Origin of the sequence: Arcanobacterium hippocoleae (genome assembly GCF_040360365.1) — a bacterium.
Classification (GTDB): Bacteria; Actinomycetota; Actinomycetes; order Actinomycetales; family Actinomycetaceae; genus Arcanobacterium_A; species Arcanobacterium_A hippocoleae_A.
Genome location: NZ_CP136412.1, coordinates 162,052 through 187,752 on the forward strand (window position 1 = coordinate 162,052; position 25,701 = coordinate 187,752).

Consider the following 25,701-nt stretch of genomic DNA (forward strand, 5'->3'; position numbering starts at 1 on the left):
GATTTTATTTTCCAGCTTCGCACCTGTCTGTTGTTTATTCAGATATTCGCGGGCTTTTGCTGCTATTTGTTTGCGGCGAAAATATTGCGTTTGACATTTAATCCAGCTCGGATTGATGGCTTGCGGCAAAAAGTTTGCGGCTGGCGAATATTTTTTATGAGGTGAAAAGTTTATGGATTTGGAAACAGCAGAAGGAGTGAATTCGCCGTTCTGGATGTTTGAAATTGGCGGACGGGCCCTACCAGCGGGAACAAAAATTATCTATCACTATTTCGGTGCAGATGCGGCTGTGCGGCTGACGCAAACGCAAGGCGCCGGCGGCGGATATTCATGGGAACCGCGAACAGTGCTTTACGCTTTTGGGCAGGCGCAAGCCGGGGTGCGTGAACTTGCAAAAATTGCGGCTGAGTTTACACGTCCGGAAATGGTGATGATAGATCGGCGGATTTATAAAGCGTTGCCGCCAGAGTTAAAAGAATTTTATGGACCGTACTGGGGAAAAGGATGGGAATTTTTCTATGCAGCTTCTCCGCTTGCCGATGTACCTGAAACCGGAAATGTAGTCCGTTTGAAAGCTGGCAGCATGGAAACAATTTCCGCGATTTCAGAAATCGAGCGTGTGCTGCGTGCTTCGATTAAAGAAACTCACGCCTTGCATGAAATGGAAAAGTTCGACTGGTTTGTACATCGGCTTGCGGATGGGCGAATCACTGCCGCAATGGGTGCAGAAGATGACCATTTGCCTGATCCGGGGGCATACCTTTCCAGCGTCGGTGTGGATTTGCGTGAAATTCTCGATACAAAGATTCTGCCGGCAATTTCCGGCAGGTGCGTTCAGCGCATTTTGCAGGCCTTGGTGCAGATCCTGAGTTTCAAGGGTGCGGTTATGGTACAGCTGTGATGGTGGGAGCGATTAACTGGTACTTAACACATGGATATGACTTCATTCGTTTCGGAATGTGGGACTGGAATGATAAGGCGCGCAGATTGTACCGCCGCCTTGGAATTGGTTGGAATGGCGGCGTGATTTTTGGGCAATCCGCTGATGATTGGAACTGGAATTAAACACAAAATCAAACGCAAAATTAAATATGCAATTTCTGGTGCGGTTGTAAAATCATCCTGATTTTGTGCTGTATGCAGCTTCAGAAAATTGCCGCATACTCCAGTGAACTTTCGGAAAACCCGACCCGGTTATTTTTACTTTGGTCTTAATCTTTTAGTTCGGAGAAAAATTTTTATTTGCTGCGAATTTCAGATTTAATTGGCAGCTGGATTGTATTTTTAATACATAATCAGTGCACAATTTTGAATTTTTCGTAGAATTTCAGCAGCGGTTTCGGCGCCCACCAGTTCCATCTGCCCATTAGTGTCATTAATGCCGGTACAAGCAGCATTCGTACAAGAGTCGCATCCACAAAAACGATTACGGCGAGCGCGACGCCAATTTGCTTAATGGGGAGCAAGTTTCCGAACGAAAAACCAATAAACACGGCAATAATGATCGCGGCAGCTGCGGTAATAATTCGCCCGGATTGCTGTAATCCATGTTCGACGGCAGAATCATTATCCATACCAGCGTCCCAATATTCTTTGATTCTGGCGATTAAAAATACCTCATAATCCATTGCTAAGCCGAAACCAAACGCAGCAGCACAAGCAACTACAAATGTCTCTAGACCCTGGCTTACCGGCATTCCAAAAAGTCCATGTTGGAAAATAAAGACGGTAATTCCCATACTTGAAACAAGTGAGAGCGTATTAATGATTAACGCTTTGAGCGGAACAACTATTGATCCGGTAAGCAAAAATAACAGCAGCAGCACTGCAAGCACAATTACTGCAGCCGCATAGGAGCTCCGGTATATAAAGCGTGGGAAAAATCGAGCTGCATTGCAGCCGCACCGCCGACATGGATTGGATATCCCGGTTCTTGGGTGCGTAAATCTTCTACCAGCCGCGTGACTTCCTTTCCGACGGAATCTTTCGCATTAGTAAATATTGAAATCATTGTTCCGTCGTTTTTATCTGCTGATGTAAAAACATCTGTTATTTCATCATGTTTCTTAATATCTGTAATTAAATCTTGTACTTCATCTGCTTGCGTTTCTGCATAGATTAAAATATCCGGGGTCTGAAAGGCAGGATATTCCGAATTCACTTTCTCCATTGCCTGTGATACTGGGGAATTTTCCGGAACGTATTCGATAAAGTTTGACCGCAGCTGCAGACCTTTGACCGGGAGGGTTACACATACAAGTAAAACTGTGATTACGATCAGCACTCTCCACGGCCGTGCATGTACCCAAGATGCGAGCTTGGAAAAAACACCGCGTTTTGTGGAGGCATCACCCAGATGCTGGAATAAGAAAGCGAATCCGGGAATTTTTTCCAGCGGTGATGGTTTGAGCAGCCGCGAACCAAGAAGAACGATTAGTGCCGGGACGAAAGTTGCGGCAGTGAATACCGCAAAAAGAGTTACGATTACACCGCCGACGGCAATCATCTGAATCATTGGCGCTTTAATCATAAAAAGCCCAGCAATTGCAACGGCAATCGTGATTGCTGAGAAAGAGACAGTTCTCCCTGCTGTCATTACCGTATCAGTAACAGAATTGCGAATAATAGATTCCAGTTCATCCGAGTGCAGTTTCGCCGCTTTTTGCGGGGAGAAAGCTTCGCGAATTCAGCATGAATGATTTCACGATATCGTGAGACTACAAGCAAACCGTAGTCGATTGAAAGCGCCACACCGATAATTGAGAGAATATTCAGCACGAAAGAATCGACGTTTACGGTAAAAGTAACTCCCCAAATAATTCCCATGGAAATCAAAATAGTTACAATTGCAGAACCAAGCGGGAGACCGGCTGCGAGTATTCCGCCGAATACAAAAACCATTAAAAGCAGTGCAATTGGAATGCCGACAATCTCGCCGCGAATAAGATCCGATGTAACCTGTGCAAGAATTACATTTTTAATTATTGTGGTGGACATAATCTGCACTTGAGCATGTTTTGCCTCATTTTGCTGCAGCTTTTTCTGATAGTCATGCAAAACAGCCGTTACTTTGCTGTGCGCAGTACCATGTTCGCCTGGTTTCAGCCGGATGACGACTGCAAATCCGGTAGTGCCGTTTTTATCTTCAGCGGGCAGAAAATTTGCGGCAGGGTTTTCAATTTTCGCAAGCTCTGCATCAATTTTCCTGCTTGCTTCAGTTTTTACTTGTGCAGCGGCTTTTTCTCGAACTTGTGTTTTGATTTGTGCTTCTGTTTGGCTGCGGATTGGGGCAGGGAGGTGTGCTAACTGTGAAGCTTGTGCAGTGAGCGCCTGATTTATTGCAGTTTGAATTTGCGGTTCTGCTTCTTTTAATGCTTCAGTTAGCGCCTTTTGTTTTTCGATGGCTAATTTATTTTTGAAATCCGCGTCTATTTTCACCGGTTCGAGCACTTCGGCAACATTTTGGATTCTCATTAGTTCAGAGCGCAGCTCTGCCAGAGTTTTCTTTGATTTTTCAAAACTAGCGCCGGTTACTATTGCGGTAATATTTTCCCCTAAATTTTCCACGGATTGCTGCTGTGCGACGATATCTGACTCTGAACCGGGAACCAGTGAGGTGGAAGATTCAACACGCTGGAAAATGTTTCCTTCTCCAAAACCTGAAAGTGCAGAAATCCCGCCGATTGTCAGAAGTACGCACCAAATAATCACGTACACCAGCGGACGTTTTGCAACCGATTTTCCGAGAAAAGTAAACATACTTTAATTCTAGTCTTTCGATATGTTTTAGGTAATATGAAATGTAAATTTTCGGCTAATTCTCTGATAACGAACGGTAAAATATTTCACCTGTTACGAAGTATTTTTCTCCCTTTTCTATCCCTTTTTCTCTTTTTCCTTTCCGGGAAATAACAAATAGTATTGAATCTTTGTTCTCGCTAAATCGCAGAAAATGCTGCACTCCGAAATAGTGCTCGTTTAAGAATCGTAATTTTATGGATACTGGTAAGATGAACTCCGTGCAAGAAATGATCCACATATAGGGTGCTCGTGAGCACAATTTGAAGAATATTACCGTCGATATCCCCCGTGATAAGCTCGTGGTTTTCACTGGGCTTTCCGGTTCGGGAAAATCGTCACTGGCTTTTGACACAATTTTTGCCGAAGGGCAGCGGCGTTACGTTGAATCGCTCAGCTCTTATGCGCGGCAATTTCTCGGGCAAATGGATAAACCGGATGTTGATTTTATCGAAGGCCTTTCACCGGCTGTTTCGATCGACCAAAAATCAACGAACCGGAATCCGCGCTCCACCGTCGGTACAATTACTGAAATCTATGATTATTTACGTTTGCTTTATGCGCGTGCCGGGGTGCAGTACTGCCCGGTATGCGGCGAAAAATCCAGGCACAAAGTGCTGAACAAATGGTAAATCTGCTGCTTGAATACCCAGAAGGAACTCGCGTCGAGCTGCTTGCTCCAGCTGACAATTTGGTTCTGAATGGTGTTAACAACAAGACTGAGGCATATGTGAATGCTTCAGGTAAGAAGGGTGCTACTCGCGGTGGCATCGAAGAACTGACCGCAAAGGCTGATGCTGCTAAAGCTGTAGAAGCAGCTAAGACCGCTGAAGCTGCTAAGAAAGCTGCTGATGTGAAGAAGACTGAAGTTAAGAAAGCAGCTGTGAAGGCTGCTTCCGGCAAGAAGTTAGCTAATACTGGTGCTGGTGTTGCAGCTGTTGCAGGTATTGCAGGTCTGCTTGGTCTTGCAGATGCTGGTCTTCGCCGTAAGTTCAACTAATTACAAATTAGTGTAATTTTTTGTACTAAGCGTGATTTATAAGTGGTGTTACTTGAAATTCAAGTAACACCACTTTTCACTATCAAAAGTCAATAAATTCACACCATAGCAATAGCAGAACATTTGTTCGGAAAAATTAATCTGGAGAGAATTATTTCAGGCAAAAGCTATATTAGGCTTGTGCTTTATTGAGATGATTTGAACTAATTTTCTTCAAATATTCACAATCAAAATTATGTTGCATTGTTTTGCACACTTTTTATTCTTCAGATTGCAGATATTGCTTGACAATCATTCGGGGGGTACGTTGAATTACGTTAAGGCTTCAATGTCTAACGACACTTAAACTCATGAGAAGAATACGAGGTTAACATGGAACTGAAGAAGACGATTGCGGGCGTGATTCTCGCTGGCGCACTTTGCTTCTCTGGTACAACAGCAGCATTCGCTGCTGAATACGCTCCAGGCTCAGGCAAGGCTTCGGTCGAGAATGCAGTTGCTGCTCGCGACAAGGTCGTAACCGATACCAATAAGATTGATCGTCCTGCTGAAAAGAAGAAGGCTGACAAAAAGCTTGAGGAAACTTTGACTGCGCTGAAGGCTCAGATTGAAGCAAAGCGCACTGAGCTTGAAAAGTCTGCTGCAGATCTTGAAAAAGCTCTCAAGGCTTCTGATAAAGCAAAGGAAGATTTGAAAGCTGATGCTGCGGCAAAGATTCCTGCTATCGACGCAGAAATCAAGGCACTTAACGACGCCATTAAGAAGATCGAATTCAACTACGAGATTCGCAAGGCTGGTGTTGGTGAAACTGCAGCTAAGGCACAGATGAAGGACGAACTTGCAAAGATCGACCTCCACAAGAAGGAAATTAAAAAGAAGGAAGCTGAAAAGGCTCACTATGCAGGTATTGAAAAGTCCCCTGCATTTGCTGTGGCAAACCAAGCAATCAAGGATAACACTGCAAAGCTTGCTGAAGTGAAAAAGCAGCTTGAAATTGTTTCTAATGATGCATACTTGGTTGGTAATGCACTGCGTAACTTGAAGTACGGTACCAATGTAAAGCCGAAGCAAGATATCACTGTTACTCCAAAGGCTGAGAAGAAGAACGAAGATCCTGCTCCGAAGCCGGAAAAGAAGGATGCTCAGAAGGGTGCTGACGTAAAGAAGGCTGAGGCAGCTAAGAATGCTGAGGCAAAGAAAGCTGAAGCTAAGAAAACAGCTGTTAAGGCTGCTTCCGACAAGAAGTTGGCTAATACTGGTGCTGGTGTTGCAGCTGTTGCAGGTATTGCAGGTCTGCTTGGTCTTGCGGGTGTAGGTATTCGCCGCAAGTTCAACTAAACAATTGGTGTAAATTTTTACACTAAAGCGTGATTTCAAAGTGGTGTTACTTGAGAAGATTAGGTAGCACCACTTTTCACTATCAAAAGTCAATAAATTCACACCATAGCAATAGTAGAACATTTGTTCGGAAAAATTAAGACTGGTAGAATCACTACGTGCAAGAAATGATCCACGTACAGGGTGCTCGTGAGCACAATTTGAAGAATATTACCGTCGATATCCCCCGTGATAAGCTCGTGGTTTTCACTGGGCTTTCCGGTTCGGGAAAATCGTCACTGGCTTTTGACACAATTTTTGCCGAAGGGCAGCGGCGTTACGTTGAATCGCTCAGCTCTTATGCGCGGCAATTTCTCGGGCAAATGGATAAACCGGATGTTGATTTTATCGAAGGCCTTTCACCGGCTGTTTCGATCGACCAAAAATCAACGAACCGGAATCCGCGCTCCACCGTCGGTACAATTACTGAAATCTATGATTATTTACGTTTGCTTTATGCGCGTGCCGGGGTGCAGTACTGCCCGGTATGCGGCGAAAAATCCAGGCACAAAGTGCTGAACAAATGGTAAATCTGCTGCTTGAATACCCAGAAGGAACTCGCGTCGAGCTGCTTGCTCCAGTGATTCGCGGGCGCAAAGGCGAACATCTCGACATAATCTCCGAATTAAAAACAGAAGGTTTCACACGTGTACGGATTGATGGTGAAACATATCGGATTGCGGAAGTCCCAGCACTTGAAAAAATAAAAAACACACAATCGAAGCAGTAGTAGACCGGATCGCGTTAAAACAAAATGCACGTTCCCGAATCAATGACTCTGTTGAAACAGCATTGCGCTTAGCAAAAGGCTTGCTGATTGCATACTTTACTGATGCAGCAAAAGCGGAAACACAATCTGGTACCGAAGCTGATCAGAAAGCACAGATTCCCGTCGGCGCAAATGGAAAACCGCTGGAAGTGCAGCGAACTTTTTCCGAAAACCGCTCCTGCCCGAATCAACACCCGCTCGAACTGGATGAAATTGAGCCGCGCACATTCTCATTCAATGCTCCCTACGGCGCCTGCCCGGATTGCGACGGAATCGGATTTTCCTTACAGGCAGATCCAGACCTCGTAGTGCCGGATACCTCCAAGAGTATCGCCGACGGAGCAATCATGCCGTGGTCTTTAGCAACCACCAAAAAAGCTGCCGACTACTTCATGCGGCAGCTGCGCTCTTTGGGAAGTGAACTTGGTTTCAGCGTGAAAACCCCTGGAAAGAACTTACTGCAGAACAAAAAGAAGCAATTCTTTTCGGGCATGATTTTCATGTGAAAATGCGGTATAAGAACCGCTGGGGACGCGAAAAAGAATATTCTTCCGGATTTGAAGGCGTAGTCCGGTATGTGCGGCGCAAATATAACGAAACCGAATCAGACTACTCAAAAGAACGCTTCCGCGGATATATGCGTACTGTGCCTTGCGAGACCTGCGGCGGTGCACGGTTGAAACCGGAAGTGCTTGCAGTGCGCGTCGGAAATTTGAATATTACCGAACTGACCGATCTTTCAATTGAAGACGCCCTGACATATCTTTCCGGGCTGAATCTCGATGCACGCCAAAGCAAGATTGCCGCGCAAGTGATGCGTGAGATTCTTGCACGCTTAAACTTCTTAGTTGCTGTCGGATTAGGGTATCTTACTATGAGCCGTTCAGCAGGTACGCTTTCCGGCGGGGAAGCCCAACGGATCCGCCTTGCCACGCAAATCGGATCAGGGCTGGTGGGCGTGCTGTATGTGCTCGACGAACCCTCAATCGGATTACATCAGCGTGATAATACGAAGCTTTTGCAAGCCTTGATTCGGCTGCGTGATTTAGGAAATACACTCGTAGTGGTTGAACACGACGAAGAGACAATCCGGGCTGCAGATTGGGTCCTTGATATCGGGCCGCGCGCAGGGGAACACGGCGGGGAAGTAATCTACTCCGGCACACCGGAAGGCATTACGAAAGCACCCGAGTCTATTACTGGGCAGTACTTAACTGGAGAACGCCGAATCGCAGTACCCGCTGTTCGCCGCAAAACAGTCAAATCACGGCAAATCAAGATTATTGGTGCAACCGAAAACAATCTTCGCAATGTGAACGTTGAATTCCCAATTGGAGTATTCACTGCGGTTACTGGAGTATCCGGATCAGGTAAATCTTCACTTGTGAATACGATTCTCTACGAAGTGCTTGCAAACAAGCTCAATAATGCCCGGCATGTTCCCGGCAGACATAAAGATGTGCGCGGACTCGAAGAATTAGACAAAATCGTGCACGTTGACCAATCTCCAATTGGGCGCACGCCGCGATCCAACCCTGCCACTTACACCGGGATGTGGGATCCGATCCGGCAGCTCTTTGCTGCTACCGAAGAAGCAAAAATGCGCGGATACGGACCGGGAAGATTCAGTTTTAATGTGAAAGGCGGGCGCTGCGAATCCTGTTCCGGCGACGGCACACTGAAAATCGAAATGAACTTCCTGCCGGATGTGTATGTACCGTGCGAAGTCTGCCATGGTGCACGCTATAACCGTGAAACGCTGGAAGTGAAATATAAAGGGAAGAACGTTGCACAAGTGCTCGATATGACGATTTCCGAAGCGCGGGAATTTTTCAAAGCTGCACCGCGTATCGTGCGGCATCTTGAAGTGCTCGATTCCGTCGGGCTTGGATACATCCGGCTCGGGCAGCCAGCAACTACGCTTTCCGGCGGTGAAGCGCAACGTGTCAAACTTGCCTCTGAGCTGTATAAACGCTCTACAGGGCGCACGGTTTACGTGCTTGACGAGCCGACCACCGGATTGCACTTTGAAGACGTGCGCAAACTGCTGGAAGTATTGCAAGGCCTGACTGATAAAGGGAATACGGTAATCGTCATCGAACATAATCTTGATGTGATTAAAAGTGCCGACTGGATTATCGATCTCGGACCTGAGGGCGGCAAAGGCGGCGGTTTAGTGATTGCTGAGGGAACACCTGAAGAAGTCGCGAAAGCAGCTGAGTCTTATACCGGGCAGTATCTGGCACCTTTGCTGGAAAATATTCCGGCACCAAAACTTGTGGAATCCGAATCTACAAAAGCTGCGAAACTGCGGAAAGCTGCAGCAGAAGTAAAAACTGCCAAAGGAAAGAAACCCGCAAAGGGAAGAAAATAGCGAACTGGCAGAAACGAATAACAAAATGAGTCCGAAACAGGAAGTACGATCCGAGAAAGTAAAAGCGAGCTAGTTGATGGCTGATCCGCAAAGTTACCGTCCGAAAACTGCAGATATTCCCACAGATCCAGGAGTTTACCGATTCATCGACGGTGAAGGGCGAATTATTTACGTTGGCAAAGCGAAGAATCTGCGAAACCGCTTGACCTCGTACTTCCGCAATCCGGCACAGCTGCATCCGCGGACCCGCCAAATGGTATTCACTGGCGAACGGGTAATTTGGGTGGTGGTGAAATCAGAACTCGAAGCACTTACCCTTGAATACGCTTGGATTAAAGAATATAATCCGCTGTTCAATGTGATGTATCGCGACGATAAATCATATCCGTATCTTGCAATTACTTGTGCTGAAGAATATCCGCGGCTCACCGTCACCCGCAATGCTCATCGGAAAGGAAATAAGTATTACGGGCCGTACACCCAAGTACGGGCAGTACGTGAGTCGGTGGATTTACTCCAGCGGGTTTTTCCGGTACGCACTTGCACCAAAGGCGTATTTAATGCTGCTGCGCGCTCCGGGCGTCCCTGTTTGAACGGATACATCGAAAAATGCGTGGCGCCGTGCATTGGGAGAGCAAACGTAACGGAACACCGTGAAATCGTTGATTCACTTGTGAAATATCTTGAATCGGACGGATCTGCGCTGATTAGCTCGAAGCGTGCTGAAATGGCGCAAGCTGCAGCAGCATTAGAATTTGAGCGGGCCGCAAAATTGCGCGACCAGATTTCGGCACTGGAAACTGTGACGGAAAAAATACTGTTGTACTTGATGCGAGTGTAGATGCGGATATTTACGGGATTAATGCAGATGAACTTGAAGCGAGCGTCCAGGTATTTTACGTGCGGGGCGGGAGAATCCGCGGGCAGCGCGGCTGGATTACCGAAACTTCCGGATACAGTATTCCGCAGCTGCTGGCAGAATTATTACTGCAAGTCTACGGTGTTTTTGCAACGCCAATTACTGCAGAAGCTGCAGCAGCTACACAGCAAATCGAAAAAAGCGATGCAAAATCTGTAGACGATGTGGCGCACACTGCGGTAAATGCAATCCCGCGCGAAATTTGGCTGCCCCAGCTTCCGGAAAACGGGGCAGAACTCGAACAGTGGCTCGCTGAGCTGCGCCGCGGTGCCGTCACAATTCGGACACCTCAACGCGGAGCAAAAGCAAAACTGCTCGATACTGTGGAAGTAAATGCGAAGCAAGCACTCACTAGGCATAAGATTTCCCGCTCAGGAGATATCACTCAACGCTCGCAAGCACTCGAAGAATTGCGGATTGGGCTGGATTTGCCGCGTGCTCCGCTGCGGATCGAATGTTACGATATTTCCCATATTCAAGGGCAGCATCAGGTAGCTTCAATGGTGGTGTTCGAAGATGGGCTGGCGAAGAAAAAGACTACCGGCATTTTATTGTGCGCGGAGAAGACGGAAACGGCGCGCGAGATGATACTGCGGCAATGAGTGAAGTATTGCGGCGGCGCCTTACCCGGCTTACAAGCAGCGACTTGCTGGAAAGCGTTACCGTTGCCGGAGATTCTGTGCAGCCGCGCGATTCCGAAAATAAAACAGCTAATTCGTGTGAAACAGATAATTCCGCAGTTGCTGCGGAATCCGGTGCAGCCACACTAGCCGCAGCAATAGCGCAAACAAGGAAAAACCGCGTTTTGCATATCGCCCGGATTTAATCGTGGTCGATGGCGGATTGCCGCAGGTAAATGCGGCGCAAGCAGTGATAGATGAAATGAAAGCTGACGTAACTGTAGTCGGATTAGCGAAAAGGCTCGAAGAAATCTGGATTCCCGGAGAAAACTATCCGCTAATCCTCAGCAGAAACTCACCGGCGCTGCACCTTTTGCAATATTTGCGCGACGAATCCCATCGTTTTGCAATCACCTTTCATCGTAAACGCCGCGGGAAAGCCCAAACTGTTTCCATTCTCGATGAAATTCCGGGGCTTGGCGCGGCAAAGCAGAAAGCACTGCTGCGTAAGTTCAAATCAGTAAAACAAATTCGTGCAGCGAGTATCGAAGATTTGCAGCTTGCCGACGGGATTGGGCCGGCACTTGCGCGCACAATCCGCGAATATTTCGATCAGCTGTGAAGAATGCGGAAACACACAAACGAAACCATTACCTGCTGCGCATATCTAGCAATAGATAAAAATCTTATATTTTAGAGTTAGAGTATCTCTTTGAAAAATATTTCAAAATATAATGCAAAACCATGCGGCGCAATGTGAAAAATTTACACTTAGATTAAATCTGCTTTTTGAATCTGATTTATCGGATTTCAACTAGGTTTTTCTCAGCTTTACATGGCACGATTACTACATGAACGATTTCGATTCCATCAACGATACCGGCAAAATCCCACTCGATATTCTGCGGCTGGAAGCGCAGGCAGAGCTTCCCAAACCAGAACATTCCGAAATATTAATTATTACTGGGATGAGCGGGGCAGGGCGGAGCCGGGCAGCAGCCACTTTGGAAGATCTTGGCTGGTATGTGATTGATAATCTTCCTCCGCGCCTATTACTCCCAATGGCAGGTTTAATTGGGCCAAACGGTTCGGTAAAACAGCTTGCCTGCGTGGTGGATGTGCGCTCTCGTGAATTTTTGTCGAACTGCTGGAAGTTCTCAATACTTTACGTGAGCAAAACTTTGATTACCGCATCGTCTATCTTGATGCTTCAGATGCGGCTCTTGTGCAGCGTTTCGAAAATGTGCGCCGCCCGCACCCGCTGCAAGGCGACGGCTCCCTCTTGCAAGGGATTCAAACTGAACGCCGCACACTCGCAAATCTTCGCTCACGGGCAGACGTAATTATTGATACGTCAAATCTTTCGGTACACGATCTTGCCCGGAAGATCCGCAATAATATTGCTGCTTCCGCAGAAACAAAAATTAACCTCACCGTAATGTCTTTCGGTTTCAAATACGGGATTCCGCTCGATGCCGACTACGTGGCTGATGTGCGTTTTATCCCGAATCCGTATTGGGTTACTGAACTGCGGCACCTGACTGGAAAAGATGCGCCGGTGCGCGATTTCGTGCTTGGAATCGACGGCGTAAAACAGTTTGCTGCGAACTATGCGGCATTGCTGCATTCAACCGTCGCCGGATATGAGCATGAACTAAAACCATACGTGACAATCTCAATTGGCTGCACTGGCGGAAAACACCGCTCAGTAGCGATTACTGAAGAAGTAGCGCGCATTTTACGTGAGTATGGGCATAGCGTGCGGACGATTCACCGTGACTTAGGGCGTGAATAACATGGGTGAAACGCGAAGTGAGAACTATTTACCGGATACTGAAAATAACCGTGCCGAGAACACTCATCCGGAAAAGTTTAGCGCGGCGTATAATTTCGCCGGATATCCAAATTCTGGCGCACGCGGTCCAAAAGTAGTCGCGCTCGGCGGAGGACATGGGCTCTATGCTTCGCTTTCGGCATTAAAATTACTTACCCGCAATATTACGGCAATTGTCACTGTCGGTGACGACGGCGGTTCTTCCGGGAGACTGCGAGCGGAGTTCGGTGTACTGCCTCCAGGAGATTTACGGATGGCGCTTGCAGCTTTGTGCGACGATGGGGATTGGGGACAAACTTGGCGTGATGTCTTGCAATATCGATTCAGTTCGCACGGAAATCTCAACGGTCATTCACTTGGCAACCTCTTGATTACTGGTCTTTGGGATTTACTTGATGAACCCGTTGCCGGATTAGACTGGGTGGGAAGACTCCTGAACGTTAAAGGGCGAGTTATTCCGATGGCTGCGGTTCCGCTGCAAATCGAAGCTGATATTCGTGATTCGGAAGGCGGAAGCGAAACTGTATTCGGACAAGTATCTGTAGCAAAGTGCCGGGCGACAATCACTGCACTGCGGGTGCATCCGGCAGATCCGCCCGTATACCGGGAAGCACTCACCGCAATTGAAAACGCTGATTGGATTATTTTCGGTCCTGGTTCCTGGTACACCTCAGTGCTGCCGCACTTAATTGTGCCGCAGCTCAGCAAGGCAATCTGTGATTCGAAAGCAAAGAAAATGCTGGTGCTGAATTTGATGGAAGATTCGGAAACTGCGCGAATGACTGCAGCTGACCTTGTACGCACATTTCATTCCTATGGGGAGGAATTGTCTCTTGACGCGGTACTTGCTGATTGGAAAACAGCTGCCGATACATCAGAGCTGGAAGAAGCTGCGAATCAGTGCAAAGCACATCTCTATTGCCGGAATGTCGCAAATCCGCAGGCATTGGAGCAGCATGACCCGCTTTATCTCGCTGCAGCTTACCGCGATATTTTTGGCAATTTCGCATCGATTCGTTAGGCTTTTAACACAGTGTTTTGAGTTAACAGCAAGAATAATAAAAATTTTATTGTCAGTGTTCGTGCACTGACGATTCAGCGTAATGGTTGTAATAATAAGGTTATGTTTTAGGAGAATTCGGCGTGCCCGCATTGACGACGAGCGTAAAAGATGAAATTTGCGGAGTTTATCCGCAGTCTGCTGCATCGATGGTGGCAGAGATTTCAGTGATGTTTCGGTTCGCTGGAGGGATTCAGATTAATAGCGGAATGGTTACGCTCCAAGCGGAGCTTTCACATCCCGGCGCTGCACGTCACCTCTGGGAGCTTGTGCGGAAAGTGTTCAATATTGAAGCTGAGATAATTGCGGTACGTAACTCGATGCGCAACGGTAATCACTACTTACTGCAAATTAATCAAAACGGTGAACGAATCTCGCGGAAAATCGGGTTAATCGATGCTAAGGGCCGATTGGTGCGCGGACTTGCACCGCAAGTAGTGGGCGGAACGAAAGCTGATGCCGCAGCCGCGTGGCGCGGAGCTTTCCTTGCCCGCGGCACGCTGCTGGAACCGGGGAGAAATGCATCTCTGGAAGTAATTTGCCCATCCTTAGAAGCTGCTTATGCTATTGGCGGGCTTGCACGCCGGCTTGAAATTCCGTATCGTGCCCGCGAATCGCGCGGTGCGCACCGCGTCGATATTCGTGAAGGGGATGCGATTTCAGCGATGTTGGCACGTATTGGTGCTAATGACGCGGTATTAAAGTGGGAAGAGCTTCGTACCGCACGCGAAGTAGCTGGAAACGCAAATCGGCTTGCGAATTTTGATGATGCGAATATGCGGCGTAGTGCCGATGCAGCCGTCGTGGCTGTATTAAGAGTGAAACGGGCATTTGCGATTTTAGGTGAGGGGATTCCGGAAAATCTGCGGGAAGCAGGGGAATGCCGAATTAAGTATCCGGAGGATTCGTTGAATTTATTAGGGGAGCGGCTGAATCCACCGGCCACGAAAGATGCAGTTGCGGGCCGTTTGCGGCGGTTGAACACAATGGCGGATAAGAAAGCGGCAGAACTTGGGATTCCCAATACGCTTGATGCGGTGGCGCAGTTGGGTGCAGGGACTTAACTTGCGGCAATAAAATAAGCTGTGTGTGAAAGTTTTGGATTTACTGGCCGTTAGTCCTTAGAAAAATACGGTTTTTGGGTTAAAATTGTGGAGGATCGAACGCGGTATTTACCGCGAATCGTGAAGTCTCGAGTTTAGCTCGGGAATTAACCTAAAACTACGTGCATTATTTAATGTACAAGGAGGAATTAGAGTGACTGTTCGCGTTGCAATTAACGGTTTTGGTCGCATCGGCCGTAACTTCATTCGTGCCGCATACGCAAAGGAAAATCTGAACTTCGAGGTTGTTGCAGTTAACGATCTCACCGATAACAAGACCTTGGCACACCTGCTCAAGCGTGATTCAATTCTTGGCACCTGGGATCACGAAGTATCTTACAACGATGACGCAATTATCGTTGATGGCCGCGAGATTAAAGCTTTCGCAGAGCGTAACCCAGCTGATCTTCCATGGGCAGATCTCGACGTTGATGTTGTAATCGAGTCTACTGGTTTCTTCACTGATGCCACCAAGGCTGCAGCTCACAAGGAAGCTGGCGCAAAGAAGGTTATCATCTCCGCTCCGGCAAAGAACGAAGACGCAACTTTCGTGATTGGTGTGAACGAAAAAGATTACGATTCAGAAAAGCATCACATTATCTCGAATGCTTCCTGCACCACCAACTGCTTGGCACCGCTGGCAAAGGTTCTTAACGACGAATTTGGTATCGTAAAAGGTCTGATGACCACTGTTCACGCTTACACTGGCGATCAGCGTCTGCTCGATGCTCCGCATTCAGATCTTCGCCGTGCACGTGCTGCAGCTCTTAACATCGTTCCAACCAAGACCGGTGCTGCTCAGGCTGTTGCACTCGTACTCCCAGAACTTAAGGGTAAGTTCGACGGATACGCATTGCGTGTTCCAACCCCAACCGGTTCTGCTACCGATCTTACTTTCGAAGCATCGCGTGAAGTTACCGTTGAGGAAATTAACGCTGCTGTGAAGAAGGCTGCTGAAGGTCCAATGAAGGGTGTGCTTGCTTACTCTGAAGAACCGCTCGTCTCCAAGGATATTGAGACCGATCCGCACTCTTCAATTTTCGATTCAGGTCTCACCAAGGTTATCGGTAACCAGGTGAAGGTTGTATCCTGGTACGACAACGAATGGGGCTACTCCAACCGTCTCGTTGAACTTGCTGACATCGTTGCAAGCAAGTTCTAATTAAGGCCATTGGTCTAATGAGCTAACTGATAGGTGCCTGTGCTTTGCTGTGCGGGCACCTATCTTTTGATAACGCAGTATCGGCTTTTACTAATGTGATATTTCGCAGTTTGCAATAGTAAGTTTGCCGAAATCTGGAGAAATCTCGAAACAAGAAATAGGAATAATATGCGTACGATTGATTCTCTCGGAGATCTCGCGGGTAAGAAAGTGCTCGTCCGCTCCGACTTTAATGTACCGCTCGATAAAGAAAAGAACATCACAGATGATGGTCGGATTCGGGCAGCGTTGCCAACTATCAAACGTCTGCTTGCGGCAAACGCGAAAGTGATTGTGGCTGCTCACCTTGGCCGGCCAAAGGGACAGGTGAATCCGGAGTTTTCACTCGCTCCGGTAGCAAAACGCCTCGGCGAACTTCTCGGCGCAGAAGTAAAGCTTGCAGCAGATACAGTCGGTGAAAGTGCAGCGAAACTGGCAGCAGAAATTAATTCCGGTGAAGTTGTGCTGCTTGAGAATGTGCGTTTTGATGCACGCGAAACTTCAAAGGTAGATGCAGAACGCGAAGAGTTGGCGAAAGAATATGCAGCTCTCGCAGACGCATACGTCTCCGACGGATTCGGCGTCGTACACCGCAAGCAGGCTTCGGTGTACGACATTGCAAAGGTACTTCCAAGTGCAGCCGGCGAACTTGTGTTCAAGGAAATTGATTCTCTTTCGAAAGCAACCAAAGATCCATCCCGCCCATACACTGTTGTGCTTGGCGGTTCGAAAGTATCCGATAAACTTGGTGTAATCGACAACCTTCTTGAAAAAGCCGATCGGCTGCTCATTGGCGGCGGCATGGCGTACACTTTCTTGAAAGCCCAGGGATACGAAGTGGGCAAGTCGCTTTTGGAAGAAGACCAAATCGAAACTGCCGCAGCTTATCTGAAGAAGGCTGAAGAAAAAGGCGTAGAGCTGCTTCTTCCAATCGATAATGTAGCTGCTCCAGAATTTAAGGCAGATGCTCCTGCTTCCGTGTACACTGCTTCAGAAATGCCAGCAGCTGAAATGGGGCTTGATATTGGTCCGGAAACTGCAAAGAAATATGCTGCCGCAATTGCTGATTCAAAGACGATCGTCTGGAATGGACCAATGGGCGTATTTGAGTTTGCGGCATTTTCTGGCGGTACTCGTGCAGTCGCACAGGCAATGCAAGATGCGGATGGATTTACTATCGTTGGCGGCGGCGACTCTGCAGCAGCAGTACGCACTCTCGGCTTCGACGAAGCAAAATTTAATCATATTTCCACCGGCGGCGGTGCTTCCCTCGAGTTCCTTGAAGGAAAGACACTTCCAGGAATCGCAGTATTGGAGGACTAATCATGGCACGAATTCCACTTATGGCAGGTAACTGGAAGATGAATCTTGATCATCTTGAAGCTACTGCGTTAGTTCAGAAACTTGGCTGGACTCTCACCGATTTAAAGCATGACTACAACAAAGTTGAAGCTGCAGTAATTGTACCGTTTACCGATATTCGTTCGGTGCAGACTCTTGTAGAAGCAGACGAATTCGAAATCAAGTATGGTGCACAAGACGTTTCAATTCACGATGCAGGTGCATACACTGGTGAAATCTCCACTGCAATGCTCACCAAGCTTGGCTGTACATATGTGGTAGTCGGGCATTCTGAGCGGCGCGAATATCATGGCGAAACTTCAAAGCTTGTGGGGCAGAAAGCGAAGAAAGCTCTCGATGCCGGATTGATTCCAATTATGTGCTGCGGTGAAGCACTCGAAATTCGCAAGGCCGGCACACATGTTGAATATGTGCTTGAACAGATTACCGAAATGCTTGCTGGACTTTCTGCGGCCGAAGTCGCAAAGTCTGTAATTGCATACGAACCAATTTGGGCAATTGGCACCGGTGAAGTCGCAACTCCAGAAAATGCGCAAGAAGTTTGCGGTGCAATCCGAGTAAAGATTGCTGAACTTTTCGATCAGGCAACTGCGGATGCTGTACGGATTCAATACGGCGGATCAGTGAAGAGCTCGAATGTTGTTGATATCATGGCGCAGCCGGATGTCGACGGCGCACTGGTTGGCGGTGCTTCACTCAAGGCTGAAGAATTTGCAAAGATTGTTCACTACGAAGCTTAAGCATTTCAATTTTATAATGTTGCGCTTCGCAAGGTGATTTCTGCCTATATTTCAATGTTTGGGAGTTTTGCAGCTTCGCAAAACTCCCAAACATCTTGTATGATGACTGGTGTTAAATTAGTTTCTTATTCATAAAGAAACCGTCGAAGAGAAAAGTTTTACCATCGTGACAGTTTTGATGATTATCTGCCAAGTTCTGCTTGTGATTTCCAGTTTGCTTCTTATTGGGACGATTCTTTTGCATAAGGGCAAAGGAGGCGGTATTTCTGATATGTTCGGCGGAGGCATCTCTACCTCGATGCGCTCTTCCGGCGTAGCTGAACGTAATCTTAACCGGATTACTGTCGGTGTAGCAGTTACCTGGTTTGTAGTAATCGTATTGATTGGGCTAATCACTAAATTTGGTGCATAAGATATTTCGCCAACTTTGGGAATACATCAAAGCTAAGAACTAAAATTTCAGCTTCCAGCGGGGTGTTCAGATATCAATTTTCAGATTTGAACACCCCGGGAGTCTATCTTCAATCCGGTATTTGCGAAAAATAATAGATAAAAATACTAGATTTGCAAAATATTATTACCCGGCAGGAGAGCAGCTGCAATCATATTCGGGTGTGGTTTTTCTTCCAGCAATATTCTTCAGCACTTGCTCCAGGCTTGCAGGAAAGTAGTACTTTAAAAGTGATACGCCCCCTTCCATTCGGGCCTGCGGATTACTGTGTAGAAATCGAAAGAACTTTTCTTGACGCCGATTATGAAACAAATGAAGCCGAACAACATGCTGAAATGATTTGGTCCATATTATTGGGATTAACCCCTTACGGCTGTTCAACTTCACCGGAACAAGTTGAATCCCGCCGCATTGCCTTGCCCGATAGTGAAAGTGTGAATCTAGATATACTTGCAGATGCGTTAAGAGTTGCAGCAAATAGACATCCAGATTTAGCCGTATTGGCGATGTCAGCGATTGTCAGCTCTCCAAAACTAGAGCAAGCGAACGGATGAACCAGTCTGGAACCTTAATTTTAGCTAGTTCAGGAAACTTCTCGGGATGAATGCTGGATATCCCGCAAGATTGCCAGCTGTTACAGCAATTGATTCTTTAGATGAGAATAGAGAAATAGCATTTTTAACCCAAGAGTAAGTGTTGATATCTATTTCCCGGGTCATAATACGTTTTTTCTAAACGCAGCAGGAATGAGAACTCCGGTAGGTTCCGAACGAGATAGATCTGGTTCAGGAAAGTATTATCATTACCACCCTTCGGGACGTAACCCCGGATCGCATCTGTTATACGGCACTGGGGCGCGAGGCGGTACTCCATGCCGCTAAGAGGAATTGAAGAGTTACTCGATAGATGGAAAATCACAAGACCAAAGCAACCAACACTAGGAGAGATTCAGTCTTTGCTCGTAGACGAATACCGTGCCTACACACTCCCAGTATCTTTCATGGAACCTGATGGGATTGAGTTTGACAACGATCTGCGTCAAGATTTGGTGAAAGCAATGTTTACGATCACTAATCCGCTGGTTCTCAATGAAATTTCATACGCTGCCGACTCTTTTAATGCAGATTTCACGAATGAACTGGGCTTTTTAGAAAGCAAAGAGGAACGAGCTGAATTATTCGATAAAGTATGGCAAGAGCTATTCCGAGATTCGTCAACTCCTTTGGAATATCGAATCATTTCTGCGCAGCATTCCTCCGGGCAGAGAGCATCAGTTCTTCTTGAGGAAGAAGATGGGCTGATTACTGGATTCAAGCTCTACGGAATTCGTGGTCAAGGGAGCCGCTTAGACCGGCACCTACTTGCCCGCATCGGTTTCCCGAAAAGACGACCAATTGACCCAGCGGATGGTTCTTTCATGCGCCCAGGAGATATCTCAGACGAGTTGTTCGTCCAATATTTGAAAGCCGCGAGTGAATTTAACATAATTTAACGATAATCTATCTACCCAAAGGTTTATTCGCTAGTTACCGTTTCAATGGTACTATTCGCGTATTGGCAGTAGCTGCCTATTATGAGTCCGCTAATTTTTCTGAATCGGATGTGCGGGGGTTTGGGAGAAATATTCCGAACCCCGCACAAATTTTTCAGCAATACTTAAGCTCGCGCGGCTGCAATAGACGCTTTGGCTGCAGCAGCTACAGCTTCAGCTGTAATCCCGTATTTTTTGAAAAGCAACGCACCGGAAGCTGACTCACCGTAGTGATCAATTCCGATACAACGGCCAGCTTCGCCAACAATAGCTTTCCAAGGCATTGTAATCCCAGCTTCCACACTCACCCGTGCACGCTGCGATTTTGGCAGCACACTTTCACGATATTCACTATCTTGCTCCGCAAACCAGGTAAGACACGGAGCTGAAACTACACGTGCGGAAATATTTTCTTTCGCCAGCAAATCACGTGCTGCGAGTGCTATTGAAACTTCCGAACCGGTCGCAATAATTATGACATCATCACCGTCGGCAAGGACATAGGCACCGCGTTCTGCACCTTGAGCAGCAGCATATTTTTCCCGGTCAATTACGGGGAGATTTTGCCGTGAAAGCACAATCCCAGCCGGCCGGTTTCGCAATTTGAGAATTCCGGCCCATGCAGCTGAAGTTTCATTTGCGTCCGCTGGACGCACGAGGTCGAATCCGGGAATCATCCGATATGCCCATAAGTGTTCAATCGGCTGATGTGTTGGACCGTCTTCGCCTACGCCGATGGAATCGTGCGTCCAGACGTAAATTGACGGAATTTCCATCAATGCAGCTAAACGCACTGCCGGGCGCATATAATCAGCAAATACGAAGAAAGTGCCGCCGTATGCGCGGGTAAGACCGTGCAATACGATACCATTTACGATTGCAGCCATTGCATGCTCACGGATACCAAAGTGCACAGTGCGCCCGTAGGGATGCCCCTGAAATAGCTTCGAAGAACGATTTTCCGGCAAGAACGACGGCTCATTAGCCATAGATGTATTATTGGAACCTGCCAAATCAGCAGAGCCGCCCCAAAGCTCTGGGAGTACATCTTTCAAAGCAGTCAATACTTTTCCGGAAGCAGCACGGGTTGCGAGCTGCGTGTTAGCTTCAAAAGTCGGGAGCAGTTTTTCCCAACCTGCGGGAAGTTCGTGTTTCGTTAAACGTGCAAGTAATGCAGCGCGCTCTGGATTGCGTTCTTTCCAAGATGCGAACTTGGTATCCCAATCTGATCGTGCCGCAGCCGCACGGTCAGCAGCCTGTTTCCGAGTGTGGGATAAAATATCAGAATCAACTTGGAATGTCTTATCCGGATCGAGTCCGATTTTTTCTTTCAAACCACGAATTTCCGCTTCGCCAAGAGCTGCGCCGTGCGACGCGCCGGTATTTTGTTTCGTTGGGCAAGGCCACGCAATAATTGTTGAGAGCTTAATAATAGATGGTTTATCGGTGACTGCTTTTGCGGCTTCAATTGCATCAAATAAAGCCTTTGGATCCTCTTGGTATCCTTGGGATGTCCGCCAATTAACTTCGTGCACATCCCAGCCATAAGCCGCATAGCGGGCGAGCACATCTTCCGAAAACGCAATCCGAGTATCATCTTCGATTGAAATCTGGTTTTCGTCAAATATGAGAATCAAATTTCCGAGGTTCTGTGTACCAGCCAGCGAACACGCTTCACTGGTGATTCCTTCTTGGAGACACCCCTCACCAGCGACAGCAAAAATAAAGTGATCGAACGGACTTTCCCCAGCGGGAGTTTCCGGATCAAACAATCCCCGTTCGCGGCGGGCAGCCATTGCCATTCCGACGGCAGAAGATAATCCCTGACCAAGCGGACCGGTAGTCATTTCAACTCCAGCGGTGTGCCCGTATTCCGGATGTCCTGGCGTGGAAGATCCTTCACTGCGCAATGCTTGCAGGTCCGTGAGTTCAATACCGTATCCGGAAAAAACAGCTGATTATAAAGTGTTAATGAGGAATGCCCAATTGAGAGAATGAAGCGGTCACGTCCAAGCCAGTTCGGATCTTTCGGATCGTGCCGCATTACTTTTGGAAAAGCGTATATGCCATTGGGGATAATGAAATTGCTGTGCCCGGATGACCATTTCCGGCTTTCTGCACAGCATCAGCAGCAAGCCCGCGTCCGCAATCTACTGCTTTTTGATCGAGTTCGGACCAAACAAAAGATGTCATTAGGATTCCTTATTAGATGCTCAAGTAAGAATATCTTTGCGCCAGCAGCGCTGTTCCCATTCTAAATCACTGCAGGCAATTCATCCTCATTCTGGAACTTCTTAACTTTTGCAGCTTGCCGATATTCAATATTGCGCAGCCAATTCGAAACCGGTCAGCTTGCATAAACTTAATTCTAAACTTAGCTGCGAAAAATTAATACGCGATATCAGCTGAGCTTTGCTGAAAACTTGAATCCTATTTGTTATTGTGATCCGCCGCAGTGAATTAAAATACTGCAGAGAGTTAACTTTTAATCCAGATATAGCGTATGAAAGTGTTTGATGAAATGAAAATAGCTCGTGTGAGTTCCCAATTTTTAGCGCATTTACAGATTGAACGCACGCTCTCAGCAAACACACTGCTGGCATACAAGCACGATTTGAAATATTATGAGCATTACCTTGGAAGCCGTAATATCTTTGATTTTGATTTAATCAATAAAGCTGCAGTCAGTGAATTTATTGACTATTTGCATGGGAATATAAATCCTTACAGCGCTGAAAGAAATGAGAAAAATTTCGCTGCTGAAAAATCTGAAAATCTCGATAACGAAAAAAATCCCGCTTTCAATCCGATATTGGAGATATTTCCGACGGAGTTCCCGCCTTAAGCAACTCTTCTATTGCCCGTGTCCTCGCAACTGTGCGCGGATTGCATAAATTTGCTCTCGCAGAAGGAATGGCAACTCAAGATCCTGCTCGTGAAGTGAAACCGCCAAAGTTAGCAAAACGCCTGCCAAAAGCGATTAGCATTGCCGAAATGAACTCGCTAATTGCAGCTGCAGGAGCGGGAAATACGCCAATTCAGCTGCGTGATAAAGCACTTTTTGAAGTACTTTACGGTACCGGAGCACGAATTTCTGAAGCAGTGAATTTGAGTGTGGATGATATTGATATCGAAACTCGTTTTCTTCGGCTTTTCGGAAAAGGGGCGAAAGAACGCGTTGTGCCGCTCGGGAGTTTTGCAGTCAAAGCAGTCGAATCCTATCTTGTACGCGGCAGGCCCGCATTAGCGCTAAAAGGGAAAGGGAACACTGCACTTTTTCTAAATAAACGCGGAAATCCGCTCTCACGCCAATCTGCGTGGGAAGCAATTCAAGGTGCGGCGAAGCAAGTACATTTAGAAAATATTTCCCCGCATACTTTCCGGCACTCATTTGCGACACATTTGCTGGAGGGCGGGGCAGATATTCGGACAGTCCAAGAGCTTCTCGGACACGCTTCCGTCAGCACCACCCAGATTTACACAAAGGTTACTCCGCAGTCGCTTCGGGAAATATATTTAACTTCGCATCCTCGCGCACAGGCAGGAAAATAAAGTTTTAACAAAAACATCGATTTGCGGCAGTGTTATTCATCCGAAAAACCTGCACAACATCACACTTTAAAGTTTCGGAATCGAATTTACACCGGCATTACTGTTTCTGGTGTTTTTACATAAATTGTGACAAAGCGAAGCATGGGTGAGGAATTCGCGTTAATCAGGTAAAATCAGACGCGTGAGCTCAGAACAATCAGATATTTTCACAGAACTGCAGCCGAATGGTGAATTTCGGCTGCCTCCGGATCTCAAATCACACGGCCCAGCCAGAATTATTGCAATGTGCAATCAGAAAGGCGGGGTTGGGAAAACTACTACCTCGATTAATTTAGCTGCATCTCTTGCCGGATACGGGCGGAGAGTGCTGTTAGTTGATTTTGATCCGCAGGGAGCCGCATCCGCTGGTCTCGGTATAAATGCGATGGCGCTTGAGCGCACAATTTATAATGAGCTGATTGCTGCCAAGCCGGATGTGCGCGAAGTGATTGTGCAAACCAGCGTCGAAAATCTTGATTTGCTGCCGGCAAATATTGAGCTTTCTGCCGCAGAAATTCAGTTGATTAACGAAGTTGCGCGGGAGCAATCACTGACGCGGGTATTACGTCCGGTACTGAATGATTATGATGTCATCATCGTTGACTGTCAGCCGTCGCTGGGATTACTGACAGTAAATGCATTAACTGCAGCTCACGGTGTGATTATTCCGCTTGAAGCAGAGTTTTTGCGATGCGCGGCGTCGCGCTGCTTGTTGATCAGATTGAACGGGTGCAAGATCGTTTGAATCCGGGTCTCCAAATTGACGGAGTTCTGCTCACGATGGTAGACACACGCACAATTCATGCACGCGAAGTCATCCAGCTCGTGCAGCAGCGTTTTGGCGATAAAGTTTTTGATACCCAAATTACGCGTACTGTAAAATTCCCTGATGCCACAATTGCAGCGGTGCCGATAACTGTTTATGCGCCAAACCATGCCGGAGCCCGCGCATATAAACGGCTTGCACGGGAACTAATTGCCCGCGGAGCTTCTGCCTAAGGCGGCATAATTTCAAATTTCGGATAACCGCGATGAGATTTATGACAAACAGGGGAAATCTTCGAAAATAGCTGCAGTATTATATTTAGACTGTTCAATAAAAAAGTACTAACTGGGAAGTTATTAAACTATGGCACAGCTTGGAAAAGAAAAACGAAAACAAGTGACGCAAGGTCAGGAACAAAACAACCAAACTGACCTTTTCACACGTGAAAGTGAAGATTTCGCTGTTAAGCTTGACGTATTTTCCGGACCTTTTGAAGTGCTGCTTTCGCTGATTGCCAAAAAGAAACTTGATGTTACTGAAATTGCTTTGGCGCAAGTAACAGACGAGTTTTTAACTTTCGTGAAGACGCAAGAAAACTTAAATCTTTCACAAGCCTCACAGTTTTTGGTAGTTGCAGCAACATTGCTTGATTTGAAAGCGGCACGGCTTCTCCCGCACGATATCGAAGATGAAGAAATTATCGAACTGCTTGAAGCACGGGATTTACTTTTTGCAAAACTGCTGCAATATCGGGCTTTTAAGGAGGTAGCTGCAGATTTTACAGCTCGTCTTGCGATGCAGAGTTTATCCGCCGCCCGGGATGTGCCGCTGGAACCGCACTTTAAAGCTGCACTGCCGGAATTAAAAATCAACTTTGATTCAGAATATTTAGCACAGCTTGCCGCCGCAGTTTTTTCACGAAAACCTGATAAAGTTCGCTTTGAGCACCTTCATGATCCGCTTGTTCCGGTAGCGAGTCAAGTTACTTATATTCGTCAACGGCTTTCACCCGGAGAACGGCTCTCTTTTGAACAGCTTTGCGCAAATGCGCGGAATATCCCAACGGTAGTGTCGCGTTTTTTAGCGATTCTTGAGCTTTTACGAAACGGAGAAATAACTATCGAACAAGAATCTCCGCTTGCACCGCTCTATGTGCTCCGGAAGAAGTTCAGTTTCCAAAAATTGAACCGAGTATTGATATTTCC

16 protein-coding genes and 7 pseudogenes are annotated in these 25,701 nt (G+C 47.0%); 19 read left to right on the plus strand and 4 right to left on the minus strand.

Going from position 1 to position 25,701, the window contains the following annotated elements; translation table 11 throughout:
- Positions 1–172 precede the first annotated feature (172 nt).
- Together RQN30_RS00830 and RQN30_RS00835 are read left to right on the plus strand one after the other, a co-directional pair.
- Positions 173–901, plus strand: coding sequence for a hypothetical protein (locus tag RQN30_RS00830; RefSeq protein WP_353060861.1), 729 nt, complete (start codon positions 173–175; stop codon positions 899–901).
- The gene (locus tag RQN30_RS00835; protein WP_353060862.1) at positions 829–1,065 is read left to right on the plus strand and encodes a GNAT family N-acetyltransferase; all 237 of its coding nucleotides are present in this window, start codon (positions 829–831) and stop codon (positions 1,063–1,065) included. The genes RQN30_RS00830 and RQN30_RS00835 overlap by 73 nt, the downstream gene beginning before the upstream one ends.
- 230 nt (positions 1,066–1,295) lie before the next feature.
- Here the strand turns inward: RQN30_RS00835 and RQN30_RS00840 are convergent, their stop codons facing one another.
- From RQN30_RS00840 to RQN30_RS00850, 3 genes are read right to left on the minus strand one after another with little or no spacing between them, the layout of a single operon-like run.
- Positions 1,296–1,835: an MMPL family transporter gene (locus RQN30_RS00840; RefSeq protein WP_353060863.1), complete on the minus strand. Its 540-nt coding sequence runs from the start codon at positions 1,833–1,835 to the stop codon at positions 1,296–1,298.
- Between the two features lie 2 nt (positions 1,836–1,837).
- Positions 1,838–2,596, minus strand: coding sequence for an MMPL family transporter (locus RQN30_RS00845; RefSeq protein ID WP_353060864.1), 759 nt, complete (start codon positions 2,594–2,596; stop codon positions 1,838–1,840).
- Positions 2,596–3,759 (minus strand): MMPL family transporter, encoded by a 1,164-nt coding sequence (locus RQN30_RS00850; protein ID WP_353060865.1) that lies wholly within the window; start codon positions 3,757–3,759, stop codon positions 2,596–2,598. The genes RQN30_RS00845 and RQN30_RS00850 overlap by 1 nt, the downstream gene beginning before the upstream one ends.
- Positions 3,760–4,061: 302 nt before the next feature.
- On the opposite strand from RQN30_RS00850, the pseudogene RQN30_RS00855 reads away from it, so the two are divergent.
- The 13 genes and pseudogenes from RQN30_RS00855 to RQN30_RS00925 all read left to right on the plus strand — a co-directional run.
- Positions 4,062–4,480: pseudogene (locus RQN30_RS00855) on the plus strand (excinuclease ABC subunit UvrA); the annotation flags it as partial.
- Positions 4,481–5,170: 690 nt separating this feature from the next.
- The gene (locus RQN30_RS00860) at positions 5,171–6,136 is read left to right on the plus strand and encodes a hypothetical protein (RefSeq protein WP_353060866.1); all 966 of its coding nucleotides are present in this window, start codon (positions 5,171–5,173) and stop codon (positions 6,134–6,136) included.
- Between the two features lie 158 nt (positions 6,137–6,294).
- Positions 6,295–9,318 (plus strand): annotated as a pseudogene (gene uvrA / locus RQN30_RS00865) (excinuclease ABC subunit UvrA).
- A 76-nt stretch (positions 9,319–9,394) separates the two neighbouring features.
- Positions 9,395–11,479 (plus strand): annotated as a pseudogene (gene uvrC / locus RQN30_RS12425) (excinuclease ABC subunit UvrC).
- Between the two features lie 229 nt (positions 11,480–11,708).
- A pseudogene (rapZ, locus tag RQN30_RS00885) lies at positions 11,709–12,652 on the plus strand (RNase adapter RapZ).
- A 1-nt stretch (position 12,653) separates the two neighbouring features.
- Complete coding sequence (locus RQN30_RS00890) at positions 12,654–13,712, plus strand: gluconeogenesis factor YvcK family protein (protein ID WP_353060868.1); 1,059 nt, start codon at positions 12,654–12,656, stop codon at positions 13,710–13,712.
- 122 nt (positions 13,713–13,834) lie between these two features.
- Positions 13,835–14,815 carry a DNA-binding protein WhiA gene (whiA, locus tag RQN30_RS00895; RefSeq protein WP_353060869.1) on the plus strand — a complete coding sequence of 327 codons (981 nt, stop codon included), beginning with the start codon at positions 13,835–13,837 and terminating at the stop codon, positions 14,813–14,815.
- A gap of 193 nt (positions 14,816–15,008) precedes the next feature.
- Positions 15,009–16,016, plus strand: coding sequence for a type I glyceraldehyde-3-phosphate dehydrogenase (gene gap / locus RQN30_RS00900; protein ID WP_353060870.1), 1,008 nt, complete (start codon positions 15,009–15,011; stop codon positions 16,014–16,016).
- A gap of 168 nt (positions 16,017–16,184) precedes the next feature.
- Positions 16,185–17,378 (plus strand): phosphoglycerate kinase, encoded by a 1,194-nt coding sequence (locus RQN30_RS00905; protein ID WP_353060871.1) that lies wholly within the window; start codon positions 16,185–16,187, stop codon positions 17,376–17,378.
- A 2-nt stretch (positions 17,379–17,380) separates the two neighbouring features.
- Complete coding sequence (gene tpiA, locus RQN30_RS00910) at positions 17,381–18,157, plus strand: triose-phosphate isomerase (protein WP_353060872.1); 777 nt, start codon at positions 17,381–17,383, stop codon at positions 18,155–18,157.
- Positions 18,158–18,323: 166 nt separating this feature from the next.
- A complete protein-coding gene (secG, locus tag RQN30_RS00915; RefSeq protein ID WP_353060873.1) occupies positions 18,324–18,569 on the plus strand; it encodes a preprotein translocase subunit SecG in 246 nt (81 codons plus the stop codon).
- A gap of 152 nt (positions 18,570–18,721) precedes the next feature.
- A complete protein-coding gene (locus RQN30_RS00920) occupies positions 18,722–19,162 on the plus strand; it encodes a hypothetical protein (protein WP_353060874.1) in 441 nt (146 codons plus the stop codon).
- A 317-nt stretch (positions 19,163–19,479) separates the two neighbouring features.
- Entirely contained in the window at positions 19,480–20,100 is a 621-nt protein-coding gene (locus RQN30_RS00925; protein ID WP_353060875.1) for a hypothetical protein, read from the plus strand.
- A 164-nt stretch (positions 20,101–20,264) separates the two neighbouring features.
- On the opposite strand, the pseudogene tkt reads toward RQN30_RS00925, so the two are convergent.
- Positions 20,265–22,332, minus strand: a pseudogene (tkt, locus tag RQN30_RS00930) (transketolase).
- A 310-nt stretch (positions 22,333–22,642) separates the two neighbouring features.
- On the opposite strand from tkt, the gene RQN30_RS00935 reads away from it, so the two are divergent.
- The 4 genes and pseudogenes from RQN30_RS00935 to RQN30_RS00950 all read left to right on the plus strand — a co-directional run.
- Positions 22,643–22,984: a site-specific integrase gene (locus RQN30_RS00935; RefSeq protein ID WP_353060876.1), complete on the plus strand. Its 342-nt coding sequence runs from the start codon at positions 22,643–22,645 to the stop codon at positions 22,982–22,984.
- A complete protein-coding gene (locus RQN30_RS00940) occupies positions 22,960–23,691 on the plus strand; it encodes a site-specific tyrosine recombinase XerD (RefSeq protein WP_353061725.1) in 732 nt (243 codons plus the stop codon). The genes RQN30_RS00935 and RQN30_RS00940 overlap by 25 nt, the downstream gene beginning before the upstream one ends.
- Positions 23,692–23,893: 202 nt before the next feature.
- Positions 23,894–24,729: pseudogene (locus RQN30_RS00945) on the plus strand (ParA family protein).
- 130 nt (positions 24,730–24,859) lie between these two features.
- Positions 24,860–25,639, plus strand: a pseudogene (locus tag RQN30_RS00950) (segregation and condensation protein A); the annotation flags it as partial.
- Between the last annotated feature and the right edge of the window lie 62 nt (positions 25,640–25,701).

What these genes read in the sequence shown, in the direction of transcription:
- RQN30_RS00830 (WP_353060861.1), top strand. Translation starts at nt 173, where the DNA reads ATGGATTTGGAAACAGCAGAAGGAGTGAATTCGCCGTTCTGGATGTTT.
- tpiA (WP_353060872.1), top strand. Translation starts at nt 17,381, where the DNA reads ATGGCACGAATTCCACTTATGGCAGGTAACTGGAAGATGAATCTTGAT.
- RQN30_RS00905 (WP_353060871.1), top strand. Translation starts at nt 16,185, where the DNA reads ATGCGTACGATTGATTCTCTCGGAGATCTCGCGGGTAAGAAAGTGCTC.
- RQN30_RS00890 (WP_353060868.1), top strand. Translation starts at nt 12,654, where the DNA reads ATGGGTGAAACGCGAAGTGAGAACTATTTACCGGATACTGAAAATAAC.
- RQN30_RS00850 (WP_353060865.1), bottom strand. Translation starts at nt 3,759, where the DNA reads ATGTTTACTTTTCTCGGAAAATCGGTTGCAAAACGTCCGCTGGTGTAC.
- RQN30_RS00935 (WP_353060876.1), top strand. Translation starts at nt 22,643, where the DNA reads ATGAAAGTGTTTGATGAAATGAAAATAGCTCGTGTGAGTTCCCAATTT.
- RQN30_RS00860 (WP_353060866.1), top strand. Translation starts at nt 5,171, where the DNA reads ATGGAACTGAAGAAGACGATTGCGGGCGTGATTCTCGCTGGCGCACTT.
- RQN30_RS00925 (WP_353060875.1), top strand. Translation starts at nt 19,480, where the DNA reads ATGCCGCTAAGAGGAATTGAAGAGTTACTCGATAGATGGAAAATCACA.
- RQN30_RS00845 (WP_353060864.1), bottom strand. Translation starts at nt 2,596, where the DNA reads ATGACAGCAGGGAGAACTGTCTCTTTCTCAGCAATCACGATTGCCGTT.